This window comes from Bartonella queenslandensis AUST/NH15 (genome assembly GCF_000312585.1).
Taxonomy (GTDB): Bacteria; Pseudomonadota; Alphaproteobacteria; order Rhizobiales; family Rhizobiaceae; genus Bartonella; species Bartonella queenslandensis_A.
Window position 1 is genome coordinate 25,275 of record NZ_HE998010.1, and the last position, 19,187, is coordinate 44,461.

The 19,187-nt window shown below is 38.9% G+C and carries 16 protein-coding genes and 1 pseudogene; 1 reads left to right on the forward strand and 16 read right to left on the reverse strand.

Annotation, left to right across the window (positions count from 1 at the left end):
- The 15 genes and pseudogenes from BN338_RS07285 to BN338_RS07365 form a co-directional block, all read right to left on the reverse strand.
- The coding region (locus BN338_RS07285; protein ID WP_039760539.1) for a BID domain-containing T4SS effector at positions 1-1,038 on the reverse strand (1,038 nt) is incomplete at its 3' end.
- A 329-nt stretch (positions 1,039-1,367) separates the two neighbouring features.
- Positions 1,368-2,966, reverse strand: coding sequence for a BID domain-containing T4SS effector (locus BN338_RS07295; protein ID WP_039760543.1), 1,599 nt, complete (start codon positions 2,964-2,966; stop codon positions 1,368-1,370).
- 1,647 nt (positions 2,967-4,613) lie between these two features.
- Positions 4,614-6,530, reverse strand: coding sequence for a Ti-type conjugative transfer system protein TraG (gene traG, locus BN338_RS07305; RefSeq protein WP_039760547.1), 1,917 nt, complete (start codon positions 6,528-6,530; stop codon positions 4,614-4,616).
- Positions 6,531-6,675: 145 nt separating this feature from the next.
- The gene (locus BN338_RS07310) at positions 6,676-8,301 is read right to left on the reverse strand and encodes a BID domain-containing T4SS effector (protein ID WP_039760549.1); all 1,626 of its coding nucleotides are present in this window, start codon (positions 8,299-8,301) and stop codon (positions 6,676-6,678) included.
- Between the two features lie 10 nt (positions 8,302-8,311).
- Positions 8,312-8,527, reverse strand: coding sequence for an antitoxin VbhA family protein (locus BN338_RS07315; protein WP_039760551.1), 216 nt, complete (start codon positions 8,525-8,527; stop codon positions 8,312-8,314).
- A 62-nt stretch (positions 8,528-8,589) separates the two neighbouring features.
- Positions 8,590-9,660: a P-type DNA transfer ATPase VirB11 gene (gene virB11 / locus BN338_RS07320; protein WP_039760553.1), complete on the reverse strand. Its 1,071-nt coding sequence runs from the start codon at positions 9,658-9,660 to the stop codon at positions 8,590-8,592.
- Positions 9,657-10,829 (reverse strand): type IV secretion system protein VirB10, encoded by a 1,173-nt coding sequence (gene virB10 / locus BN338_RS07325; RefSeq protein ID WP_039760555.1) that lies wholly within the window; start codon positions 10,827-10,829, stop codon positions 9,657-9,659. The genes virB11 and virB10 overlap by 4 nt, the downstream gene beginning before the upstream one ends.
- Positions 10,822-11,688 carry a P-type conjugative transfer protein VirB9 gene (gene virB9, locus BN338_RS07330; RefSeq protein WP_039760557.1) on the reverse strand — a complete coding sequence of 289 codons (867 nt, stop codon included), beginning with the start codon at positions 11,686-11,688 and terminating at the stop codon, positions 10,822-10,824. Before virB9 ends, virB10 begins: the two co-directional genes overlap by 8 nt.
- A pseudogene (locus BN338_RS07335) lies at positions 11,685-12,388 on the reverse strand (VirB8 family type IV secretion system protein). Before BN338_RS07335 ends, virB9 begins: the two are co-directional and overlap by 4 nt.
- Positions 12,342-12,656, reverse strand: a complete 315-nt coding sequence (locus tag BN338_RS07340) for a hypothetical protein (RefSeq protein ID WP_039760559.1) — start codon at positions 12,654-12,656, stop codon at positions 12,342-12,344. Before BN338_RS07340 ends, BN338_RS07335 begins: the two are co-directional and overlap by 47 nt.
- 210 nt (positions 12,657-12,866) lie before the next feature.
- Positions 12,867-13,844: a TrbL/VirB6 family protein gene (locus tag BN338_RS07345; RefSeq protein ID WP_039760561.1), complete on the reverse strand. Its 978-nt coding sequence runs from the start codon at positions 13,842-13,844 to the stop codon at positions 12,867-12,869.
- A complete protein-coding gene (locus BN338_RS07350; RefSeq protein WP_039760563.1) occupies positions 13,831-14,322 on the reverse strand; it encodes a type IV secretion system protein VirB5 in 492 nt (163 codons plus the stop codon). The genes BN338_RS07345 and BN338_RS07350 overlap by 14 nt, the downstream gene beginning before the upstream one ends.
- The gene (locus BN338_RS07355) at positions 14,319-16,673 is read right to left on the reverse strand and encodes a VirB4 family type IV secretion/conjugal transfer ATPase (protein WP_039760565.1); all 2,355 of its coding nucleotides are present in this window, start codon (positions 16,671-16,673) and stop codon (positions 14,319-14,321) included. Before BN338_RS07355 ends, BN338_RS07350 begins: the two co-directional genes overlap by 4 nt.
- A gap of 22 nt (positions 16,674-16,695) precedes the next feature.
- On the reverse strand, positions 16,696-17,004 hold the full coding sequence (locus BN338_RS07360) for a VirB3 family type IV secretion system protein (RefSeq protein WP_039760567.1): 309 nt from the start codon (positions 17,002-17,004) through the stop codon (positions 16,696-16,698).
- The gene (locus tag BN338_RS07365) at positions 17,005-17,325 is read right to left on the reverse strand and encodes a TrbC/VirB2 family protein (protein WP_039760569.1); all 321 of its coding nucleotides are present in this window, start codon (positions 17,323-17,325) and stop codon (positions 17,005-17,007) included.
- 395 nt (positions 17,326-17,720) lie between these two features.
- Here BN338_RS07365 and BN338_RS07370 point away from each other — a divergent pair, with 395 nt between their 5' ends.
- Entirely contained in the window at positions 17,721-18,446 is a 726-nt protein-coding gene (locus BN338_RS07370) for a hypothetical protein (RefSeq protein WP_039760571.1), read from the forward strand.
- A 548-nt stretch (positions 18,447-18,994) separates the two neighbouring features.
- Here the strand turns inward: BN338_RS07370 and BN338_RS12685 are convergent.
- Positions 18,995-19,187, reverse strand: a 193-nt coding sequence (locus BN338_RS12685) for a hypothetical protein (RefSeq protein ID WP_210160961.1), incomplete at its 5' end; no start/stop codon positions are given.

A 19,187-nucleotide genomic window follows, 5' to 3' on the forward strand; every position in this document is an offset into this window, starting at 1 on the left:
GTGTCTTTGTCGTTGAGGGCTGTGTTCTGGACTCTCCCGATTTTGTCCTCTTGCGTGATGACGATGATGGTGGTGGTGATGTCTGTGTTCTGTATCTCTTTCTGGATTTTCGTGTCTTTGATCTCTTTCCTGCTCACGTGTAAACTGTTTATGGAGCTTTTGTGCCTTATGGATATGCCTCTCAAGAGCTGAGCAAAGGTGACGAAAACCATTTTCAGCTTCTTTGCGATCGGGGCTTTTTACACCAAGGACTTGCTTACCAGCCAGTTTGCCAACGCTTTCAGGATGGGCTGCAAGGTTCCATAAGACTTTTTCTGCATTCTGAGGATTTTCAAGAATTCGAGCAAGTTGTTCATTCAAGGCATGTTCGTTTTTATAAACGGTTTGGCACCAGACTTGGACTTCTCTTACACCATATTGAAAGCTTGTGTCTTGTAAAAGCTTTGTTGTAACGATATCTTTCGGGGTTCTGGGAGGAGGTGTTGTTGCTCTGCCAATCCCTTCGTAGAGAGGATTTGTCCGGTGTTGGGATTCTTGACCGCCTTCAGCGCCCATGCCAAGCTTTGCATAGATAGTTTCTACTGGTTTTTGGGGAGAACGTTCGCCTTGCGTTCTCGGATCAATTTCGGCGTAGAGATGTTCGCCTGATCTTTGGGAATGTCGCACATCTTGGGTGCTTCCGCTCGGTGAGTCATAGAGGGGATTTTTTTGTTCTTGAAACTCTGTTTCACCCGTTGCCAGATCAACGACTGCATAGGGATTTGTGTGATTTTCTGGAGAAGGCTCACGCGAACCCCTTCCAACCGTTGTATGGGCAGCTCCTAAAGGGTATTGAGGGGCGTAGATCTTTCCCGTTGGCTGTTGGGGGGGCGTATCATAGTCACTAGGGGGTTGTCTTCTAGCATTTGCTTGTATTTCTTCTGGGCTTGGTACGCGTGGACCTCCTCTTTTGTGTGATTTATTCACTTTTGCGTAGAGAGCTTCTGGATTTTGTGTTTCTGGATTCTGGGGATCTGGTTGTGGGTGGTTTTTTTTCATGGCTGTTTCCTTTCAATATTTTAGAAAACCTCTTTGGACTATTCCCCACTTTTTTGATATCTTTTAAGACAAAAGGAAAATATCAAACTGAATGGTTTCCAAAGATTTCGCGCTATTCATTTTGGTGTGTAATGGAGATTTATGTCTTTTATAAAGTTTTTTTGTGAAATTATAAAGTTTTTTGTTAAATTTTATCAATAAGTTATAATACATTGCAGGATATTTTTTTAGGACTATATTTTGTAATATTCTAAAACAATTTGCAGGCACAATGGAGATGAAATGATTGAGACCAAGAGTTCTGTTGGAAGGCAAAAGTTGGTACGTTTTTAACCCGTGAGAGCCAGTGATGAGGAACGACTAACTTTCAAGCTGCGGGCTTGACATTGTGCTTCTTTGGTATTCTTTACCATGTGTGCAATTTCTTTCGCTTTGCTTTCTGATGTACCAAGAAGGCACGCTAGTCTTGTATGATCTTTTTCGTGTATGGCTTTACGCTCTTCTGAGGAGAGACGATTGTGTAGTTTGCGTGAAAAGGTATGGAGTTCTTGTCGTAGTGCTGGAGAATGCAATAAAGCTGTTCTTTGTTGTTCTTCTGATAAGGAAAAAAGGTTTTGTAAATTGTTTCCAGGTTTTTCGACTGAATGGCTCAGGCGATTTTGTTCTCTTTGGTGTTGTTCTAGAATTGTATCTTTTGCTTGTTGTGTTATGGCGCTGTAATTTTTAAGGGCTTGGCTGAGTTGTGGAACAGTTTGTTCCGCGTACTTGCGATTTGGACTTTTCATGCCAAGTATTTTACGTCCAGCAAATTTAGAAATTGATTGAGGGTTTTGGAGAGTTTCATCGGCAAACTGATTTCCTAAGTTTGGATCTGCTGTTATGATGTCCAATTTTGTCTTTAAGGCTTGCGTTTTACCATAAACAGTCTTTGATAAATGTTCGATGTTTTTTCGGCTTTCTTCAACATAAGCGTCATTTGCAATCTTGGCGAATAACGCTTCATGAGTAAGAGGGGCTAATGTTTCCTTTGGGATCAGTGTTTCTTTTATATTTTGAACATTGGTTTTTTGAAAGCAGAGGCGGTCGCCATTGCGTAATGTTTTGATCTGTTCTGGGAGAAGATCATCTTTGTGCCCGACGACGAAAGCTCCCTCTACTTCCATGACAAAACCTTCTGCTGAAACGCCTCTAAAGATGCCTTCATAGGTTACATCTTCTTTTGCTGTAACAACAACACGATTGTTAATTTCATCCAGTTCAGCTTCTCTCATTTGGGAGATGAATTCTTTTAAAATAACGGATTTTTGTGGATGGGTGATATCTTCAAAAAGATCTTTCATCGGTTGGGAATTGCCATATTGCATGGCTCCAATACAAGCTGTTGTCATGCGTCCCTTTGTGATGAAAGAAAAGTCAATGGTATGTCCTGCTGCTTGTCCAAGTTTTTCCATAAACATTCGATTGACGCGTCCATTGCCTTTTCTGAAAGGGTGTGCGTGCTCGAGTGCAATAAAAACGTCAGCGGCATTTTCAGCAAATTCTTGGCGCGATAAGCCTTTTAAATTGTTCTTCTGGTTCAGTGTTTTTTCGACTTGTTTGAGTTCTTTTTTTATCTGTGGACCGATAGCAAAAGGAGCTTCATAACCTTTAGGACGCATCGCCGGCATACGGGCGGTGGTGCCATCTTCAAATGTAAAGGATGTATCGCGGGTGTAGCCTGCCCATTCAAAAGTTTTGTGGAAGAGACTCCAGTGGATTAAGGTTAGATAAGCGGCATCAAATTTTTGTGGGAGTGGTTCATGACGAAAATTGACGGCTTCTTTAGAGACGTCATGGGCACAGCGTTCGTAAAGTTTTTTAGGATCTTTGATGCCATATTTATTTTTGAGTGTTGTGGTTCCTTTATATAAATAATTTTGCTCTAACATATATGCTCTCCTTAAAGGATAAGGTGATGATTGATGCGCGTTTTAAACGCTGCATGTTGGTATATTGAAAATTTCCCTTCGCGTATTCTTTTGAAATTTAAAGTGTTATGAGAGAAAGTGCTCTTCCCTCAAGTGTGCGGATAGTTGTAGCAACCCTTTTGTGAAGCTTTTGACAGGTTTTGGGTGTGAGAAATACATAATATTTTGTTGCGATTGTTTTCATGTCTATTTCTTTTTTCATTTATTTTAGCTTCTCTGATGTTTTCTTTTATTTATTATTCTGCTGTGTTGTAAAATATTGATACTTAAGATGTTGCTATGAATCCCGTGAAGGGGTTAAAAGATGGATTTTTTATAAATCTGCTCTGGGTGAAATCTTCATCCTTTGAGGTGGGGAAGAAGGGGAAAAAAAGAAAAATGTTGCTTAAGATCTTTGCTGTTTTGCCTTTAAAAAAGTTATTCGCAAAAGCACCTTGATGAAGGGCGTGGATATAGCGGAGAGAATTGCTCTTGGTTATCGGATGGCTTGGGGATTTTTCATACATAGTGTTCAGATTGGGAAGTCTATGGATCAAAGAAGTTATCAAGAATTTTTCTCCATTATGTTTTTCTTATTAGTCTATGTGGGCATCTTGTTTGTGTATGTTTACGACAAAATGTTTTTTACTTTGTGCGTTGCTCTTAATTGTATTGCGCTGCTTTAAACCCCATAAGAGGGGAAAATTTTTCTTTGGGTTAAGAAAATGTGTTTTTTCAGCACTTAGTTGTTTAAATAGAACACGTGATGATATCGTAAAGGGGAAAAACCTTTTATAAGAACGTTTTATTCATTTTGGTGTATATTTGGATGTTTTTTGGAAAAAACGGTGTTTATCGTATGGGTATTTTGAGAGTTTCTTGTCTTAAAGGGAAATCTTTTGTTTATTATATTCTTTAATGGAGGCACGCCCTTTACGTAAAACAGAATACTATTGTGTTGCATCTTTACAGGATTGTTTTAAAGAGACATCTTTTAACACACCTATTTGGTGACGATGCTTGTGAATGGTATAATGGTACAGCCCCCATAAAGTGTATAAAATCTATTGAGCGCCCCCATTTTTATGTTTCATAAAGAAAGCTGCTACCATCACACAGTTTGTGCTAGCGCTAAAATATTGCTGACAAACCCTTGGACTTTAAGGCGGTTTATGAAAACGCGTGCCTTTACTTGTACATCTCCACTTCACCTAGGGTTCCTGCTTGTAACATGTCAGTGATAGGGGGGTGATTGAGGCAACATGGAACAGATTTGAAATGAGAGCATCTTACGCTATCTCGTCTCTCATTCAACACAAAAATATGAGTGATTATTATAAATCAATGTATTTTAAAGTTATATATGAAAAACTTTGTAGGAATATGTTCTTTTTTGGCGGGATTGGTGTCGCTATTGGTTGGTGTATGGGCGTTTTTATAGAGACTTTTTAAAGATCATGGTTGCTGGTAAAGCGATGCACAAAATATAAGAGGAAAAATCACGGATTTTTTGCCCTTGTTTTTCTTATATGTGGACGGGGAATTTTTCGTTCATAAGCTTTAAAAAAATAGGGATATATGCCTTTTTTTGTTTTATTGTTATTTTTTGTCAATATCTTCTCATGGAGGTTAGTTTTTCTTTTGTGGGGCAAAACGATTTTTTGCAGCAGCGGCTAACATTTCTTTTCTTCTGAAATAGACGGCACGGCCACATCGCAAAGGAGGTTGCCCTTGTATCAGAATAATTTGTTCATCTTGACGCATTTCTTGAATAACCTCGTGGGGTAAAATGAGCGCTCTTTGTTGGTAATTGATGTTGTAAGAACTCTTCCCTAAAGATAAACCTCTTGATTTGCTCACTCCGGTGACTTCAACGGTCATTTGACCACAGCGTTCTGAAATCTCTTTAGCTGTTTGGAGGTCTTTAATGGCCGCATAGCTGACAAAGGAGCAACTTTCAAACCATGAACGGGCCCCTGATTCTCCAAAGTGATTGACCAACTGACCCGTGGATTGATAAAAGAGCATCAAGGATGTGCCGTATTTACGTCCACGATCACGGGCTTCTTCTAAAATATTCATATAACCTAGAAGATCAACTTCATCCAAGACAAATAAAACACGCTTTTTATAGTTACCGTCTGCTGTAACCATGGCATTGAGAAAGGCTCCAATAATCACACGTCCTATCGCTGGGTAGCTGTTTAAAATGCTGGCGGGGAGATTGAGAAAAACATCTATATTACCATTGGCAATATCTGAGGAGAAAAAATCATCACCACAGACAAGATCTGCATAATTAGACAAAGAAAGCCATTGAGTGTCTTTTGAGGCAGTTGTATAGACTCCTGAAAAAGTTTGTTCTGCCATTTCTGTAAAAATACCCACCATTTCGCGAATAAAAGGAGAAGGTGTTGTTTCTTGAATCATGCGTAATTGATTGATAATAGCTGTTTCTGATTGAGAGAGAATTTCGCGCAATGTTTTTAAATTGCGCTCATGGTCTTCATATTCATCAGAAAATATGACATGAGCAAGAAGAGCCGTTAAAAGATTATGGGCTTGTGTGGAGAAATATTCCGCTGAAGAATTGTCTGATTTTTTATCGCTGAGAAGCAATTTAGAAAAACTAACAATATTGGCTTCACGTTGTGTGCGGGGTACGCTGTCATCTAAAAGCCAATCGATGACATTAAAACTTTTTGTTAAAAGTGAATTAGGATCGAGAACAATAACATTTCTATTGCCCATCTTTTGACGGGCAAATTTGACGATTGGGGCCACTTCTGTTGAAGGATCAAGACAAATAATAGATCCTGGATAGGTTAAACACGTGGGAACCACTGTACTTGTGGTTTTATAACCACCAGAACCAGCAAAAAAAATCATATGGGTTGAACCAAAATCAAGATTAAAGCTTAGCAAAGGGGCGGTTCCACCTTTGCCCCATGTTGTTTTATTGCCAGGTGCAAAGGGAATTTTGCATACATTATCTTGATCAACACGGTATCTTTCCCCCACAACAATTTGCCCATTGGCAGGAAAAATTTTTGCTGCCTCTCTTAAATCCATCCATGCTGCTCCCCCAAAAACCTCTTTTTTGGCACGCTTGAGCTTATTTTTAGGGGGAGAAGTTGTGGCGAATTGAATGAGGAAAAAAAAAGCACCAATGATGATGCCAAAGACAACCATAGGATCCATGAATTGAAGCGCATAGCTCCACGTTATGCCTTGTTGGCCAACATAGGGACTTAAGCGTTTTATTTCACCCACAACATAGTAAAGAGCAATGGTTCCAAAAAAGACAATGGAGACAAAAGTAATTGTTTTACGCAGGTGTAGTTTTTGCGAGAGACTATACAACAATGAAACAGCAGCCGTTAGTGCTAAGACTAGTAAAGGCTCTGAACGAAGAGTCCAATAAATTTGATCGCTCTTTAATCCATTTGTTATAAACGACAAAAAATGAGGAACAAGGAATATCGTTAAAGCCCCTAAAATGATTGGGACTAAAATAAGGACCATTTGTGCCTTGGTATATTTCATTGTATTTTACTTTCAATTCTCTTTAGAATTTGCTGTGCAATGCTCTTTTTTCAGGTGTGTAATACTCTCTTTTGAAAAGGCGCTAACGGCTAACCCGTTTCCGTTTATGCGCCCTTTTCATGAAAGAGGAAGGTTTCATCCATTCCTAGCTGGCCATAGCGAGCACATTTGAGCGAATGACTGCGCGCGTGCAGATTTGCTGGTGTACTTCTTGGGCTTGCTTAACAGTTTGTGCAATTTTCGTGGCTTTATTTTCTGATACACCAATGCTTTGAGCCAATGTTCCATACTCATTATTTTTGACAGCTTTATGTTCAGTGGCTGAGAGACGGCTATTGATGTTTTTGACAAGGCTTGTCAGCTCTTTTTGAAGTCCAAGATTTTTTGCTAAAGATTCTTGCTGTAATTCTTTGGGCAAGGTGAAGAGGTCTTGCAAGTTTTTACTTGGCATTTCTACGGCTGTTGCACGGCGTTTTTGTTCAGTTGCATGTTCTTGCGTAATTTCCTTTTCCGCATATTTTACAGCATGTGCGAAATTTGTAACAGCACTACAGAGCATCTCAAGATGATTTTTAGCGTTTGCACGGGCTTGATTTTGAAGTCCACATAAACTGAAACCAGCAAGATGAGCAACAGAGTCGGGTGTCTTTTCAATCTGATCGGCGAGCTGTTGACCTAAGGCTGGATTTTTAATAATCTCGACCATCTTTTTGTCCAATGTTTTTGCGTTGCCATAAACAATTTTTGACAATTGTTGGATTTGGTTTCGAGCGGTGTGGACACGGGCATCTTCTGCAATCATTTCAGCTTTTTCAGTTTTTGATAAAGGGGCTAATTTTTCTTCAGGAATGAGAATATTTTTTAACTCTCGTGTTTGTGGGACGGTGAAGGTAAATTTATCACCAGGTTTTAATGTTTTGAGTTGTTCTGGTGTGAGATCTTCTTTGTTGCCAATAATGTAAGCGCCTTTCACATTGAAAGCAAAGCTATCATGACCAGCCCCCCTATAGGTTCCCGTGTAAGTTTCACCTTCCTTGGTGACCATAACAGGGCGATCATTCACATTGCGTCCAAGTTCTTTCATATTGCTCATGAATTCTTTTAAAAGATGAATTTTTTTTGGATTGGAGATATCTTCAAACAGATGTTGCATCGGTTCTAGATCGTCATTTTGTATTGCTGCGACACTAGCAACTAACATGCGTTCTTTTGTAATAAGTGAAAAATCAAGCTGATGCCCTGCTGCTTGAGCGAGATTCTCAAAAAAGATCCGTTGTGTACGCCCATTGCCTTCTCTAAAAGGGTGTGTATAGTTAAGAGAGGCAAATATTTTGGCTGCTTCATGAGCGAATTCTTTGCATGATAAATCTCGTAAATTATTTTTTTCGCTAAGCGTTTGATCTAATTTTTGTAAACCTTCTTGTAATTCGTTGCCGATTGCAAAACTTGTTATTTTTTTCATTACTGGAGCGATGGCGGTGGTACCATCTAAAAATGTAAAGGGAACATTGCGAGTCTGTCCAGCCCATTCAAAGGTATTTTTAAACAACTGATGATGAATAGAGCATAAATAGGAACTATCAAATTTTTCTGGTAGGGGGGCTTCACGCAGATTGATCATTGCTTCTGCTGTATCATGTGAGCATTTATCCAGAAAGGATTTTAAGTCTTTTATGCCATATTTATTTTTGAGCGTTGTGGTGTTTGGATAGACATAATGATAAGGAGAAATTGTCTCGATATTTTTGGTTTTTGCTTTTGCTTTTGGCATTGTGACCTCCTTATAATTTTGCGTTGTGCATCAGAGTGTTAAATTCCTCGAGTGAAATGTTCCCCTTTGCGTATTCCTCTAGAATTTTTAGTGTTTTGGAGTGAAGCGTTATATCCTCTATTGCATGGGTGCTGATGACGGCATCAACAGCTTGGCGGCGTTGTTTTAATTCTTCTGCTGTCATCGATAAAAGATTGTCTCTATTCTCTGTTGTTTTGGTTTTCATGCATTTTTCCTTTTATGGCTAATCGTTGCTTTAAAAGAGCTTTCAACCGATATGATCTTGTCTTAGTCACCGCCAAAGATGTTTCGTTGTTTGAAGGGATCATAATAAATTTCTGTAACCTTAAATTTTCCTTCAACCCGTTTGCATTGGATGATGATATCAATCATTGAAATCAATAGACCTCGAATATCATCACGCTCTAAATCACCTCCTCCTTCACTTTCTTTGACCAAAAGGGTCATTTGTTCAAAGGCAGCAAGGGCTGTTGAGGCATGAACGGTTGTGATAGAGCCTGGATGGCCTGAATTGACATTGCGGATATAATAAAAGGCTGTACCATCTCGAAGCTCTTGCAAAAGAATACGATCAGGACGCATCCGTAAAGATGATTCAAGCAATTCTTTGGGACCAACAGAAGCTAAGCCTTGGCCATCTTTTGAATAGATCATCGAGACATGGTTAGGGTGCGGTATCACCAATTCTTGTGTGTCTTCTATGGTGATAATACGCTCGTCTTGAGGGATTTTAGCGATTAACGCTTTTGATAATGTTGTTTTACCCGAACCCGTTTTCCCTGCAATCAAAATATTTTTTTGGTATTTTACAGCCTGATTTAAAAAGGAAACAAAGTCCTTATTGTAGTAAGCATTGGCTAAATTATGCTCGATGATTTTGAGTTCGTTAAAACGCATATAATAATCATTCAAGGGTGTGAAAGAGACCTGCTCACATAACGAGAAAAGTCCTTTATTGGCGAGTTCTTCGAGAGAAAAACTCTGCGATGAGGGCTTGCGAATTGTCATACTAATCGTGTCTTTTTCAACAGCTGGAGGAATGACAATTTGAATGCGCTCATTGCCTGGGAGAGTCGCCGATAATATTGGATTCCTATCTGATATATTTTGCTTGGAATAGGATGCGACAACTTTTGCAATTCCCATCAGTTCATTAAAAGAGAGAGCCGGCACTTCTATTGTTTTCCATCCATCAACCCCTTCTGTCATCACTTGATAGGGACGATTGATAACAATTTCAAAAAGACTCTCATCTTTTAAAAAAGTATTGATGGGTTCAAGTTTTGTGAGAACAATAGTGACGGCTTCATCACTCATGGTGTGTAAATTTGGATTCATTTTAAAGGTATCGCAGAATTTTTATAAAAGTTTCTTGAAACAGCCCGATTGATAATCTGCTTTTTATTTTCGATGACTTTCAATTTATAAACGCCGGAAAAATCTAAATCACGGGCAACAAAAACATTCACCATTTCCCCTTGGTTTTTGGATAAAGTTGGAGGAATATTAGCGTAATTTTCGACAATAATATTTGCAATGTTTTGTCCTGAAGAGATTGTTTCATTCTCTTCTTTTTCTTGTTTTTTTGATAAACGTTTATTGGCATAGCTTGTTGCATCTTTTATGAGAGATACAAGAAGTGCCGATCCAATCCTCTCTAACCAATGATTATCAATATCACCGTCAATACCAGAACGTCCTAAATTGTCTGTTGCCGGTGAAGCTAAGGATATAATGATACCATTGGGGGTTTTTGCTCTATTCCATAGCACAAAGAGACGTTTTTGGCCTTTTTTCAAACCGGCGCGATATTCACCAACAATTTGGGTGCCTTTATCAAGAAGAACAACACGACCATTGTCTGATAAAATATCTCTGGAAACGATACAACTGGCAAACCCTTGTTGATCACTGTTGATGGCGGTTTCTAAGATACAAGGGATAGAAGTTCCCATCGTGATGATATAATTTCGATTGCCAAGGGTTGAAGCACGAATACCTTCAAGCACTGTAGGTTTGAGAAGATGATTGAAGCGTTGTGTTGTCTCATCAGGTTTGCTTTCAAGTTGATGTGGCAAAGTGCCATTATTTGCTTGTGAATTTGTTTTGCCTTGTTGTGTATTCGCATAAGCTAATACAGGAGCACGTTGGGCGGCTTCCAACAAGGGGTCATCAGAATTTAATTGATTGATGTTGGGTGTTGGTAGCTCGACTTTGGGTAACAGAGCGTTCTTTCGATGAGCCTGTTCAACCGAGGGAGGAGCAGGCTGTGCAGGACGAAAAAGTTCTGTTTGTTTGATAACTTTACCTTCTTTTGGTCCTTCTTTTGAAGATTCAATCGGTGGTTTTTTGTCTGTAACAAGCGTTGAATAGGCTAAATAAAGACAGACACTGAAAAGAATAACAAGAGCGATTGCTTTGCCTACATTGCTCTGTTGACTTTTTCCTTGAGCATTTTTTATTGTATCGCGATCGTTAATATTTTTTTCATCCACGTTGTTATTCATGGCTGCTTCCTATGTTCACTTTACGTTTTACAGATGGTGATGTGGTCCCTGTTTCAGGGTTAATTCCTTCTGGGACAAACCTTTTATTAAAGATGCACAATACTTCATTTCCACGTCGTAGCGTGAATTGTGCTGCTGTCGCATGAACAATAACCTTGTTGCCTTTAATTGATCTAGGAATGAGGGATTCTTGTCCATCAGGGGTTACAAGGTAAATGGCCGGGATTTCAACATTGCCTAAAAAGGTAAAGGTTGTTGTTTTCCCATTATCATAGACAGAACTAGGTTCAATAAGGGATGAGCCTTGGGCTTCATAAGCCCAATTGCGTGGTCCCAAATCTTCATGGATATTTAAAATATCATTGACAAAATTTTCTTCACGTTGTTCGGCTTTTGCGGCTTCGGCTAATTTCTTACGCAAGGCTTCATCTTCTGGATAGCGAAACTTTACCAAGAAATAGGTCTCATTGCCGGCTGAAACATCGCCTTCACGGATTTGCAACTCAAATTGATAAGAGCGTTTTGTTCCATCTTGGCGGCTTGTGACGATTTGTAAATTGGTTACAGGTTGGACTTCACGCGGTTTGAGAAAAACAAAGTGGCCAGCTGGCGCAACTTGCCAAGCAACGGAATTTCCAATTCCTACATAGGCTACTTCTTCATCTTCGGCAAATTCCAGTTGAACTGAAGAGCGAATGGAGCCAATGATTTGTACGACGTTGTAGGGGTCATAATTGATAAATCTGATGCGGTTATCTTTACGTGCACTCACAGGCGCTGTTTCCGCAAATGAGAGGACCGTATGAAAGCCGAGAGTGATTGTAAAAGTTAAAAAAATTATGTGTAAAAGTCTGATCATTTTATCACCTCTGGATCAGATCTATATTCCGATACTTGAAAACCAAGGGGGTTGATGAGACGGTCAGAGGTTGAAATGTGTGCGTTAACATAAGAAAAATTTAAAATTGAAACCCAATGGGAAATAGTTTCTTTTCACTAAAGTCTCTGACCGTTTTATAGTAACGAACTTGGATAAGATCTTCGCTTATAAAAGAGATTGATTTGATTGTGATTGTAGCAACCATGTTATGATAAATATTTTGTGGACTTTCTGGATTATTGCCCGCGTACCATTTGGCAAAACGGTTTTGTTCTTTTGGAGAAGATAAAAGAGAGACTAAGCGAAAATTATTTTCTGCCTCTGATGCTTGAAAACCTTCACGAGCACGAACATATTGGCTGGCAAAATAACGCGTTATTGCTTCATCATAGTCGTTAGGAAACTCTTTTAGAGCGCTTACAGTATCAATGATGCCCGTTGAGTTATCAACGCGGATAACAAAAGGTTCTACAGTTTTCAAGGGCGTCAAAGCTGCGACAGCCAAAGCGAGCGCAATTGTCATCAATCCAAAAAGCACTGTTAAAGCCATGGAAATTTTCATCCGCACGCGCATGCTATGCATGCGATCAATGTCAAATGAGCGTGCTTCTTTTATATATTCTTCAAGGGCATCACTTTTCACGTGTAACCTCCACAGTTTTATCAGATCGTGCTTCATGAATAACCGGCTTTAATAAAGCTGGATGAAGTGTTAGGTTGGCTGTTTCTTTTTCACTGTCTAAAGTATTGAGAATGATGGGTGCGGTAACAGATTTTACAGCCTGTTCTTGGAAGACAATATTTTTATTGTCCCAATTCCACTTATCTTTATTTAAAACACGTGTATGTTTGCCATTACAGCGTGGTGGTTTTTTAGGTCCATTCAAAGAGGCACAGCCGGTAAGGGCGATTGTTAGGATCATAACAAAAGTTATTTTTCGTTTCATTTTTTGAACTCACAAATATCTTGGAATGCAATGCATGAGAGCCTTTATTCCTGAACACTTTTACAAATTTATGTGATGTAATATTGTGATTGGTTTTGTTGTAAGACTTAAGGTTTTAGGCCTTTCATGGAACAGGATCATGGCGCGTGCGCCAAAGGGCGCACGCAAGGCAAAACAAAAATGCTTATTCTGTTAAAGAGGTTCTTTATTTTAAAACCGACCACGACCACCTCCAAATCTACCTGCTTTTGCCGCTGCACCTTTAGCAGCATTGCCGGCAGCTCCTGAGATTTGTAAAGCGGCACTCTTTACGGCATTGCCACTTGATCTTGCACCATTGGCAAGCATCGTGAAAACCTGCCCTCCTGAAGAGACACCAGCGCTAAAGTATGGTCCACCAGAGGCGAGGGCCGTTGCAATACCGGGAAGTGCACGGAAGATAATAACCCCTATGATAGAAATGACGATGACAGGGGGGAAAAGAACATAGATTGATTCATATGAAACTTTGAGAACTTGCAAGATAACTTGACATATAATGGTTCCAAGCATGATCACAAGAACTTGTAAAATGGTAAAATTGATCAAAGTTGTAATCCATGCATCGGAGTATTTTCGGGTTGCATTGAACAAATATAAACTAATGAATAGAGGTCCAAGACCTATAATCATAACCAGTGCAACTTGTGCAAACATTTGAACAATGAACCCCCCTATACAAAAGAGAATAACCGCGAGAAGCATGATAGAACCAAGAATCCCCACAACGATTTTTTCAAAAAACCAAGCATTGTATAAGACTTCTTGATAGCGAGCATTTGCCTTTAATAAAATATAATCAAAAACATTGGAGTTGGCAGGATTGCTGTTGAGCGCATTTCCAATAGCATTGGATAAATCATTGAAGAAAATATCTTTGACATATGTATTAAACGTCTCCGCATTCGTTGCCATTGTTGTTACAACAACGATTTTAACAACATTATTGAGAAGACTATGCATGGAGAGCGCAACGCGACCTGTCATAACATTATAACCATACAGAAAGATAAAAATGATTGCGGCAAGATTTAAGGGCGCTGCAAGTGCAGAAGATAACCCACTCACCGTTGTGTCCATCACATTGTCGAGAGGGGTTAAAATATACCCAGAAACGCTTTCAAAGGGAGCAAAACTAAAGTCTGACATCTGCACCAGTACTTCCAAGTTTTTCTTTTAATTTTTCTTCTTTTTCTTTTAATTGCGCTTCAATGTGTTTATGCTTTTGTTGCTCCTTTTCTTCACGCAGCTCATCCTTTGTCTTCGTATCTCTTGCTTGAATCATATCAAGAGACTGAAGTTTTAAAGAACTCGCTTGAAGACTTGCTTGAAGAAGAGAAAGATTTACTTGAAGATCTTGCCGAAGAGCTTGCAATTCTTCAGGTTTTGCATCTGCTTTTGATTGAATATTCTCAAGCTGGCTTCTTATTTCTTTGATTTTATTTGCAGTTTCAGTTGCGTTTTTATAAATGCTTTCAGCTGTTTCTGATTTTGCAGCATCTAATTTTTGTGTATTCTCGAGTGCTTGTTTATAATATTCATCAGCATCGGCTGTTGTTTGCGCTTGCGCTATTGCATGAGAAATAAAAGAAAAAGATAACAGTGTCACTAAGCCATATTTTTTCATTGATTTTTTCTCCTTTGATAAAATATGGGCAGCCATTTGTCAGGATCTGCTCCATATTCGTTTATAATTTCATTCATGAGTTCAATATTTTTGGTTGTGCCGCTTAAAACGGCGATCTCATCGTTCATTCCACGTAAGTTAAGTTCTGCAACGACAGAGCTTTGTCCTTGCTTGACGAGAAAACGACGGGATTCTCTGCTTAATTCTGATTGTATCAGTTCAAATTCGCGCTCAGTGAGTTTGAAAGCTTCGACATAATCATTGTAATTTGCTTTTTGATTTGGAAAAAATATTTGGGTGGGGCATTGCTCAATAATTGTGTGTGCGATTGTGGAGTTTAAAGCATCTTTGGGGCTTTGTGTCGCAAAGAGCATTAAGCCATTTTGTTTACGAATTGTTTTAAGCCGATCTTGCGCAAAAGCTTTGAATGAGTCATCTTCTAAAGCTTTCCAGAACTCATCAATGACAATAATAATGCGCTGTCCATCAATCAGATCAAGAATGCGGTGAAAGAGATACATCATCAAGGGACGCCGAATTTCTTCGTTGTCTAAGAAATCGGTCATGTCATAGCCAATGAATTGTGCATTTAAATTGAGATCATCTTGTTCATTATCAAAAACCCATCCTAAATCATTGCCTCTAATCCAGCGTTGTAGCCGTATGGCAATCCCTTCTTTGGATGTATTGTCAAAAAACAGTTGAAGAGCACCAAGAGAGCGTTGTGTTGGGGGCAAGTTTTCCAAGGAATCAATGGCTTTGGCAATATCTTGTCGCTCTTCTTCGGTCACTGTTTGCCCTTCAGGGGTCACAAGTTTTAAGATCCAATTACGAAGAAAGATTTTATTTTTTTCGTTGTATTCCATACCCTTTAAGGGAGCAATACCGGTGGGCTGTCCATTTTTTAGAGGTTTATATTTTCCACCTCCAGCGCGTACAAAAATCTCTGCTCCTTGATCTTTGTCAAAAAAAACCATTCTCGGATTGTGTTTTTGTAATTGTGCAAGAAGAAAATTAACAATTACTGTTTTACCAGAGCCAGACGGTCCGCAAACAAAAGTATTCCCAAGATCACCATAATGAAAATTAAAATAGTAAGGTGAACCAGCTTGTGTTTTTAGCAATGCGACAGCAGCTCCCCAAACATTATCGTTCAATTTGCCAACGGGGAAAGAATGAAAGGGCGATAAAGCGGCAAAGTTTCTGCTGGTGATGGCGCCTGAACGTGCACGATAGCTAAAGTTTCCAGGAAGTTGTGCCCACCATGCGGCTTCTAATCCTAAATCTTCCCTAGCAATTACGGCTCCCCCATTGGTTAAATGGGAACGTGCCTTTGATAAGTTTTCAGTCAACATTTTTGGATGATCCGCAAAAACGGCTAAAGAAATGTGATGTTCACCTAAAACAAAACGGTTTGATTCCAAATCATCGAGGGCTTCATCTAGCGCATCAATCTGTGAGCTCGCACGATCGGCCGCATTAATCATTTGATTTTGTTTGCGACTCATAATGGCACTAGCGGCCGCTTTACTTTTAAAAACAAAGGATTGTGTTGAGATAAATTCAAATGGTACCGTAAGCAAACCATCGGTCATACCGGGGCGTGTTTTAGAAGGGTATTCTTTCCATCCAAACATGCCGACAAAGCGTTCATTGCTCTCATGGCGAATTTCGATAATTTCTTTTCCAAAAATAACACGATCTGAGTAAATCGTTGAGGCAATGGTGCCAAATGTGAGAGGAATACGTTCACGTCTTCCACCCACCAGCTGGTGGAGAAATTCACTTTGTTCTGAAAATAAAAGCCCTTCGTGTTCATAGATTGATAGCAAACGAACATTATATTCTTCCAAACCTTGCATGAGATCTTGGCTTAACTCTTCGAGTTTACGAATAGCTTCCTCATCGGGTTCAGATTGTGTTTTTTTTGCTTTGCTTAAGCGCTGAAAAAATGCAACCAGTCGTTCCGTTTTATCCGCTGCGGGATTCCAAAGCAGTGAAATAAATAGATCATTTCGATATAGTTCTTGCAAAACCATTTTCTTTTTATATTTTTCATCTAATTTTGTTGCAAAAGATGAAAGAAAATGGCCTTCTGGATAAATCGTTTCACGACGGCGGATGATGTGGGAATATAAAGCAACCCGTTCGTCTGCAATATTTTTCAAAAGAGTGTTCAATTGGTTGTGTAAAGAATTTAATTGATCAATATCCGCAGTGTCAAAATTTATACCTTCAACGGCCAACACAACCATCAAACAGCGTGAACTTAAAGCAATGACGTGTTGGTTAATGTGACGTATATAGGGAATATATTCTTCAGGTAAAGTTTCCCGTTTCATCATTGACATCTGTTTCACCGGTTTCGTTCCTTCAGTTTAGTTCTTTATAGGTGCGGATAAGGCGTAAAGGGGAGGTTGAACCTCCTCCCCATCGGTTGAGGTTTTTTTGTTTTCCTCGTGTATTGAGCCATGCAAATAATACGCGAAATTGGTTGTGATCATACTTTGTCACTTCTCGTAAAATAAAGTGCATCCCAATCCCAAGACCAAACATGGTAAAATCACTGGTCAAAATGAAAATAATGGATGTAGCCATAACATTGAGCGCCATTGCTTCCATTGTAACACCGGCAAACATGGCCGGACGCGTACAGGCAAGGAAAAGAGTATCTTCGTTCATTTATGTTGTGCCCGCTAATTTAGTGACGAGAGTAGGGGCACCAAAAACAATAGCAATCCCTAGAACACAGTAAGCCGCTTTGCGTAAATCAATGAAGCCGTACATCCAGCCAATCCCCACAGCAGCAACACATATAATAGCAATGAGCCTTGCTGTTCCACCTGTCATCATTGTGACAATGTTGTTTAAAACACCATCAAGCTTCCCTAGACCATCTCCTCCAGCAGCAGAAGCAGCATAAGAAAGATCTGATACAAAAACTGCCGTAAAAAGCAGCATGGTCACGATAAAAATGATGTTTTGGAATCTATTATCTGTCATTTTACCTCTCTTTAACAAACAATATTTGTTCATCTGTCGACATTCCATTGCCTCTAACAACTGGAGAATTCTGTTACTTCATGACAGTCTCAACTCCTCGTTTTTTTGAAAAGTCTTGATAGCGGATCTTTTCACTCTCAAAATTTTCTTCTTAAATAGAGACAAAAGTCTTTTCAAATTGAAATTGTGTTATATGAAAATGGCAATTTTAAGTTGTATATATTGGTAAAAATAACAATATTGAAATAATGCAAGAAAGAATATTATTCTTTACAAAATGTAGTTAATCTGCAACACTTATATTTGGATTTTTTCTTTAAAAACAAGGGGATTGCTGATAAATGATCTGATAAGGATAGGAAAACAATGATTTTTTTGAGCGAGCGTGTTAAGAGATGCTATTTAAATTGATTGTTATTATTTACATTATGGGGTCCATGGTATGGGGATTAAGCCAATATAAAGATAAAATAGATTTCAGTATTCTTAAACCGTTTGAGATGCAAGATATTCAAGATATTGTTGATCTCTATCGAGAAGAAAAAAAGTTGGTTAAATCTATCTCCAAACAGCCATTAGAAAAAGATGAACCAGTGCTTGATTTGCAGAAGAGCATTTCATTAAACGATATTGCCAATAGTGCTGTTGTTTTTCATGGTAGAGCATCTGTTACGAGTGGAACCACATTTAAATTACTGACGCCTTCTGCGCAATCTTGGCGATCCCATATTACCCGTGATATTCATCTTTATGGTGTGGACACATGTGCACCACGCCAAAAAGCAAAATTAAAGGATCAAGAATGGCCCTGTGGGGCAGTTACAATGGCTTGGCTTGTTACCAAAACACTTGGTCAGGATTTATCCTGTAAGCAGGCTTTTATGCACAATGGTGTTTATTATGCGCAATGTTTTGTTCAGGGGGTTGATTTGGCAGAAGCCGGTCTTGCAGAAGGTATGTTGGTCCTTTCAAAGGAGGGTAAAAATCCTATTCCAACACAGTATCATCATGCGGAAGAAAAAGCACGTGACAACAAGATTGGTCTTTGGTCAAGTCACTTCACTGAACCTTTAAAATGGCGGCGCGATAATGGATCTTACAACCCCTTTGCAAGTCCGTGATTGATTGTAACCAACCTATTGACTTAAACCTTGATAGAGAAAACTTGATTCATAAAATTACAACAGTCCCTAGAGTAAACTGGAATGAACCGTGAGGATATTAGCGTCTTTTTTCATAAAGGTGAACGGATAATACTTCTATGTCTAATACTTCTATGTCCAAGAAAGATTTTCTCTTAAAATGAGGCCTCTCCTTGTGTGTTTTTCAAAAGAAGGGGAATGTCATAGTGGGTGGCAAAGGATTTTTGAATATTTGTGCTTGAAGGAGAAAGTGAGAAGACAAAAAGTGCTCAAGAAATGGATTTCTAGAGTAGGATTGATCAATTTTTAGAGCGAGATTGATAAAAGGAAAAAATGAATAGCCCACAAAATGGTGTAACGTTTAATATAACGGGTAGAATATTTTACAATGGCTTAAAAGAATTCATAGCAAAAGTTTTTTGATCAGAATTTTGTTTTCCGTATTAGAAAAAGCTGTTTATTTCTTCAAAGCGATTAGTCGATCTGTCGCATGCTTTATGAATCTTTCATATAAAATTATCTGCATTCTAAATGCTGTCTTCCCTATGATGGATGGATTTCAAATAGATTCTTACGAAAAAATCTTCATAAAAATGTTTTGTATTGTTGGTGTTTTCTCTATATTTTGATACCGCTAAGTATAAAATGACTATAACAACATAGGGAAGCAATGACCAAAATACAGATATGTAAAAAGGCATTGGACTTTTTGCTTTGGTG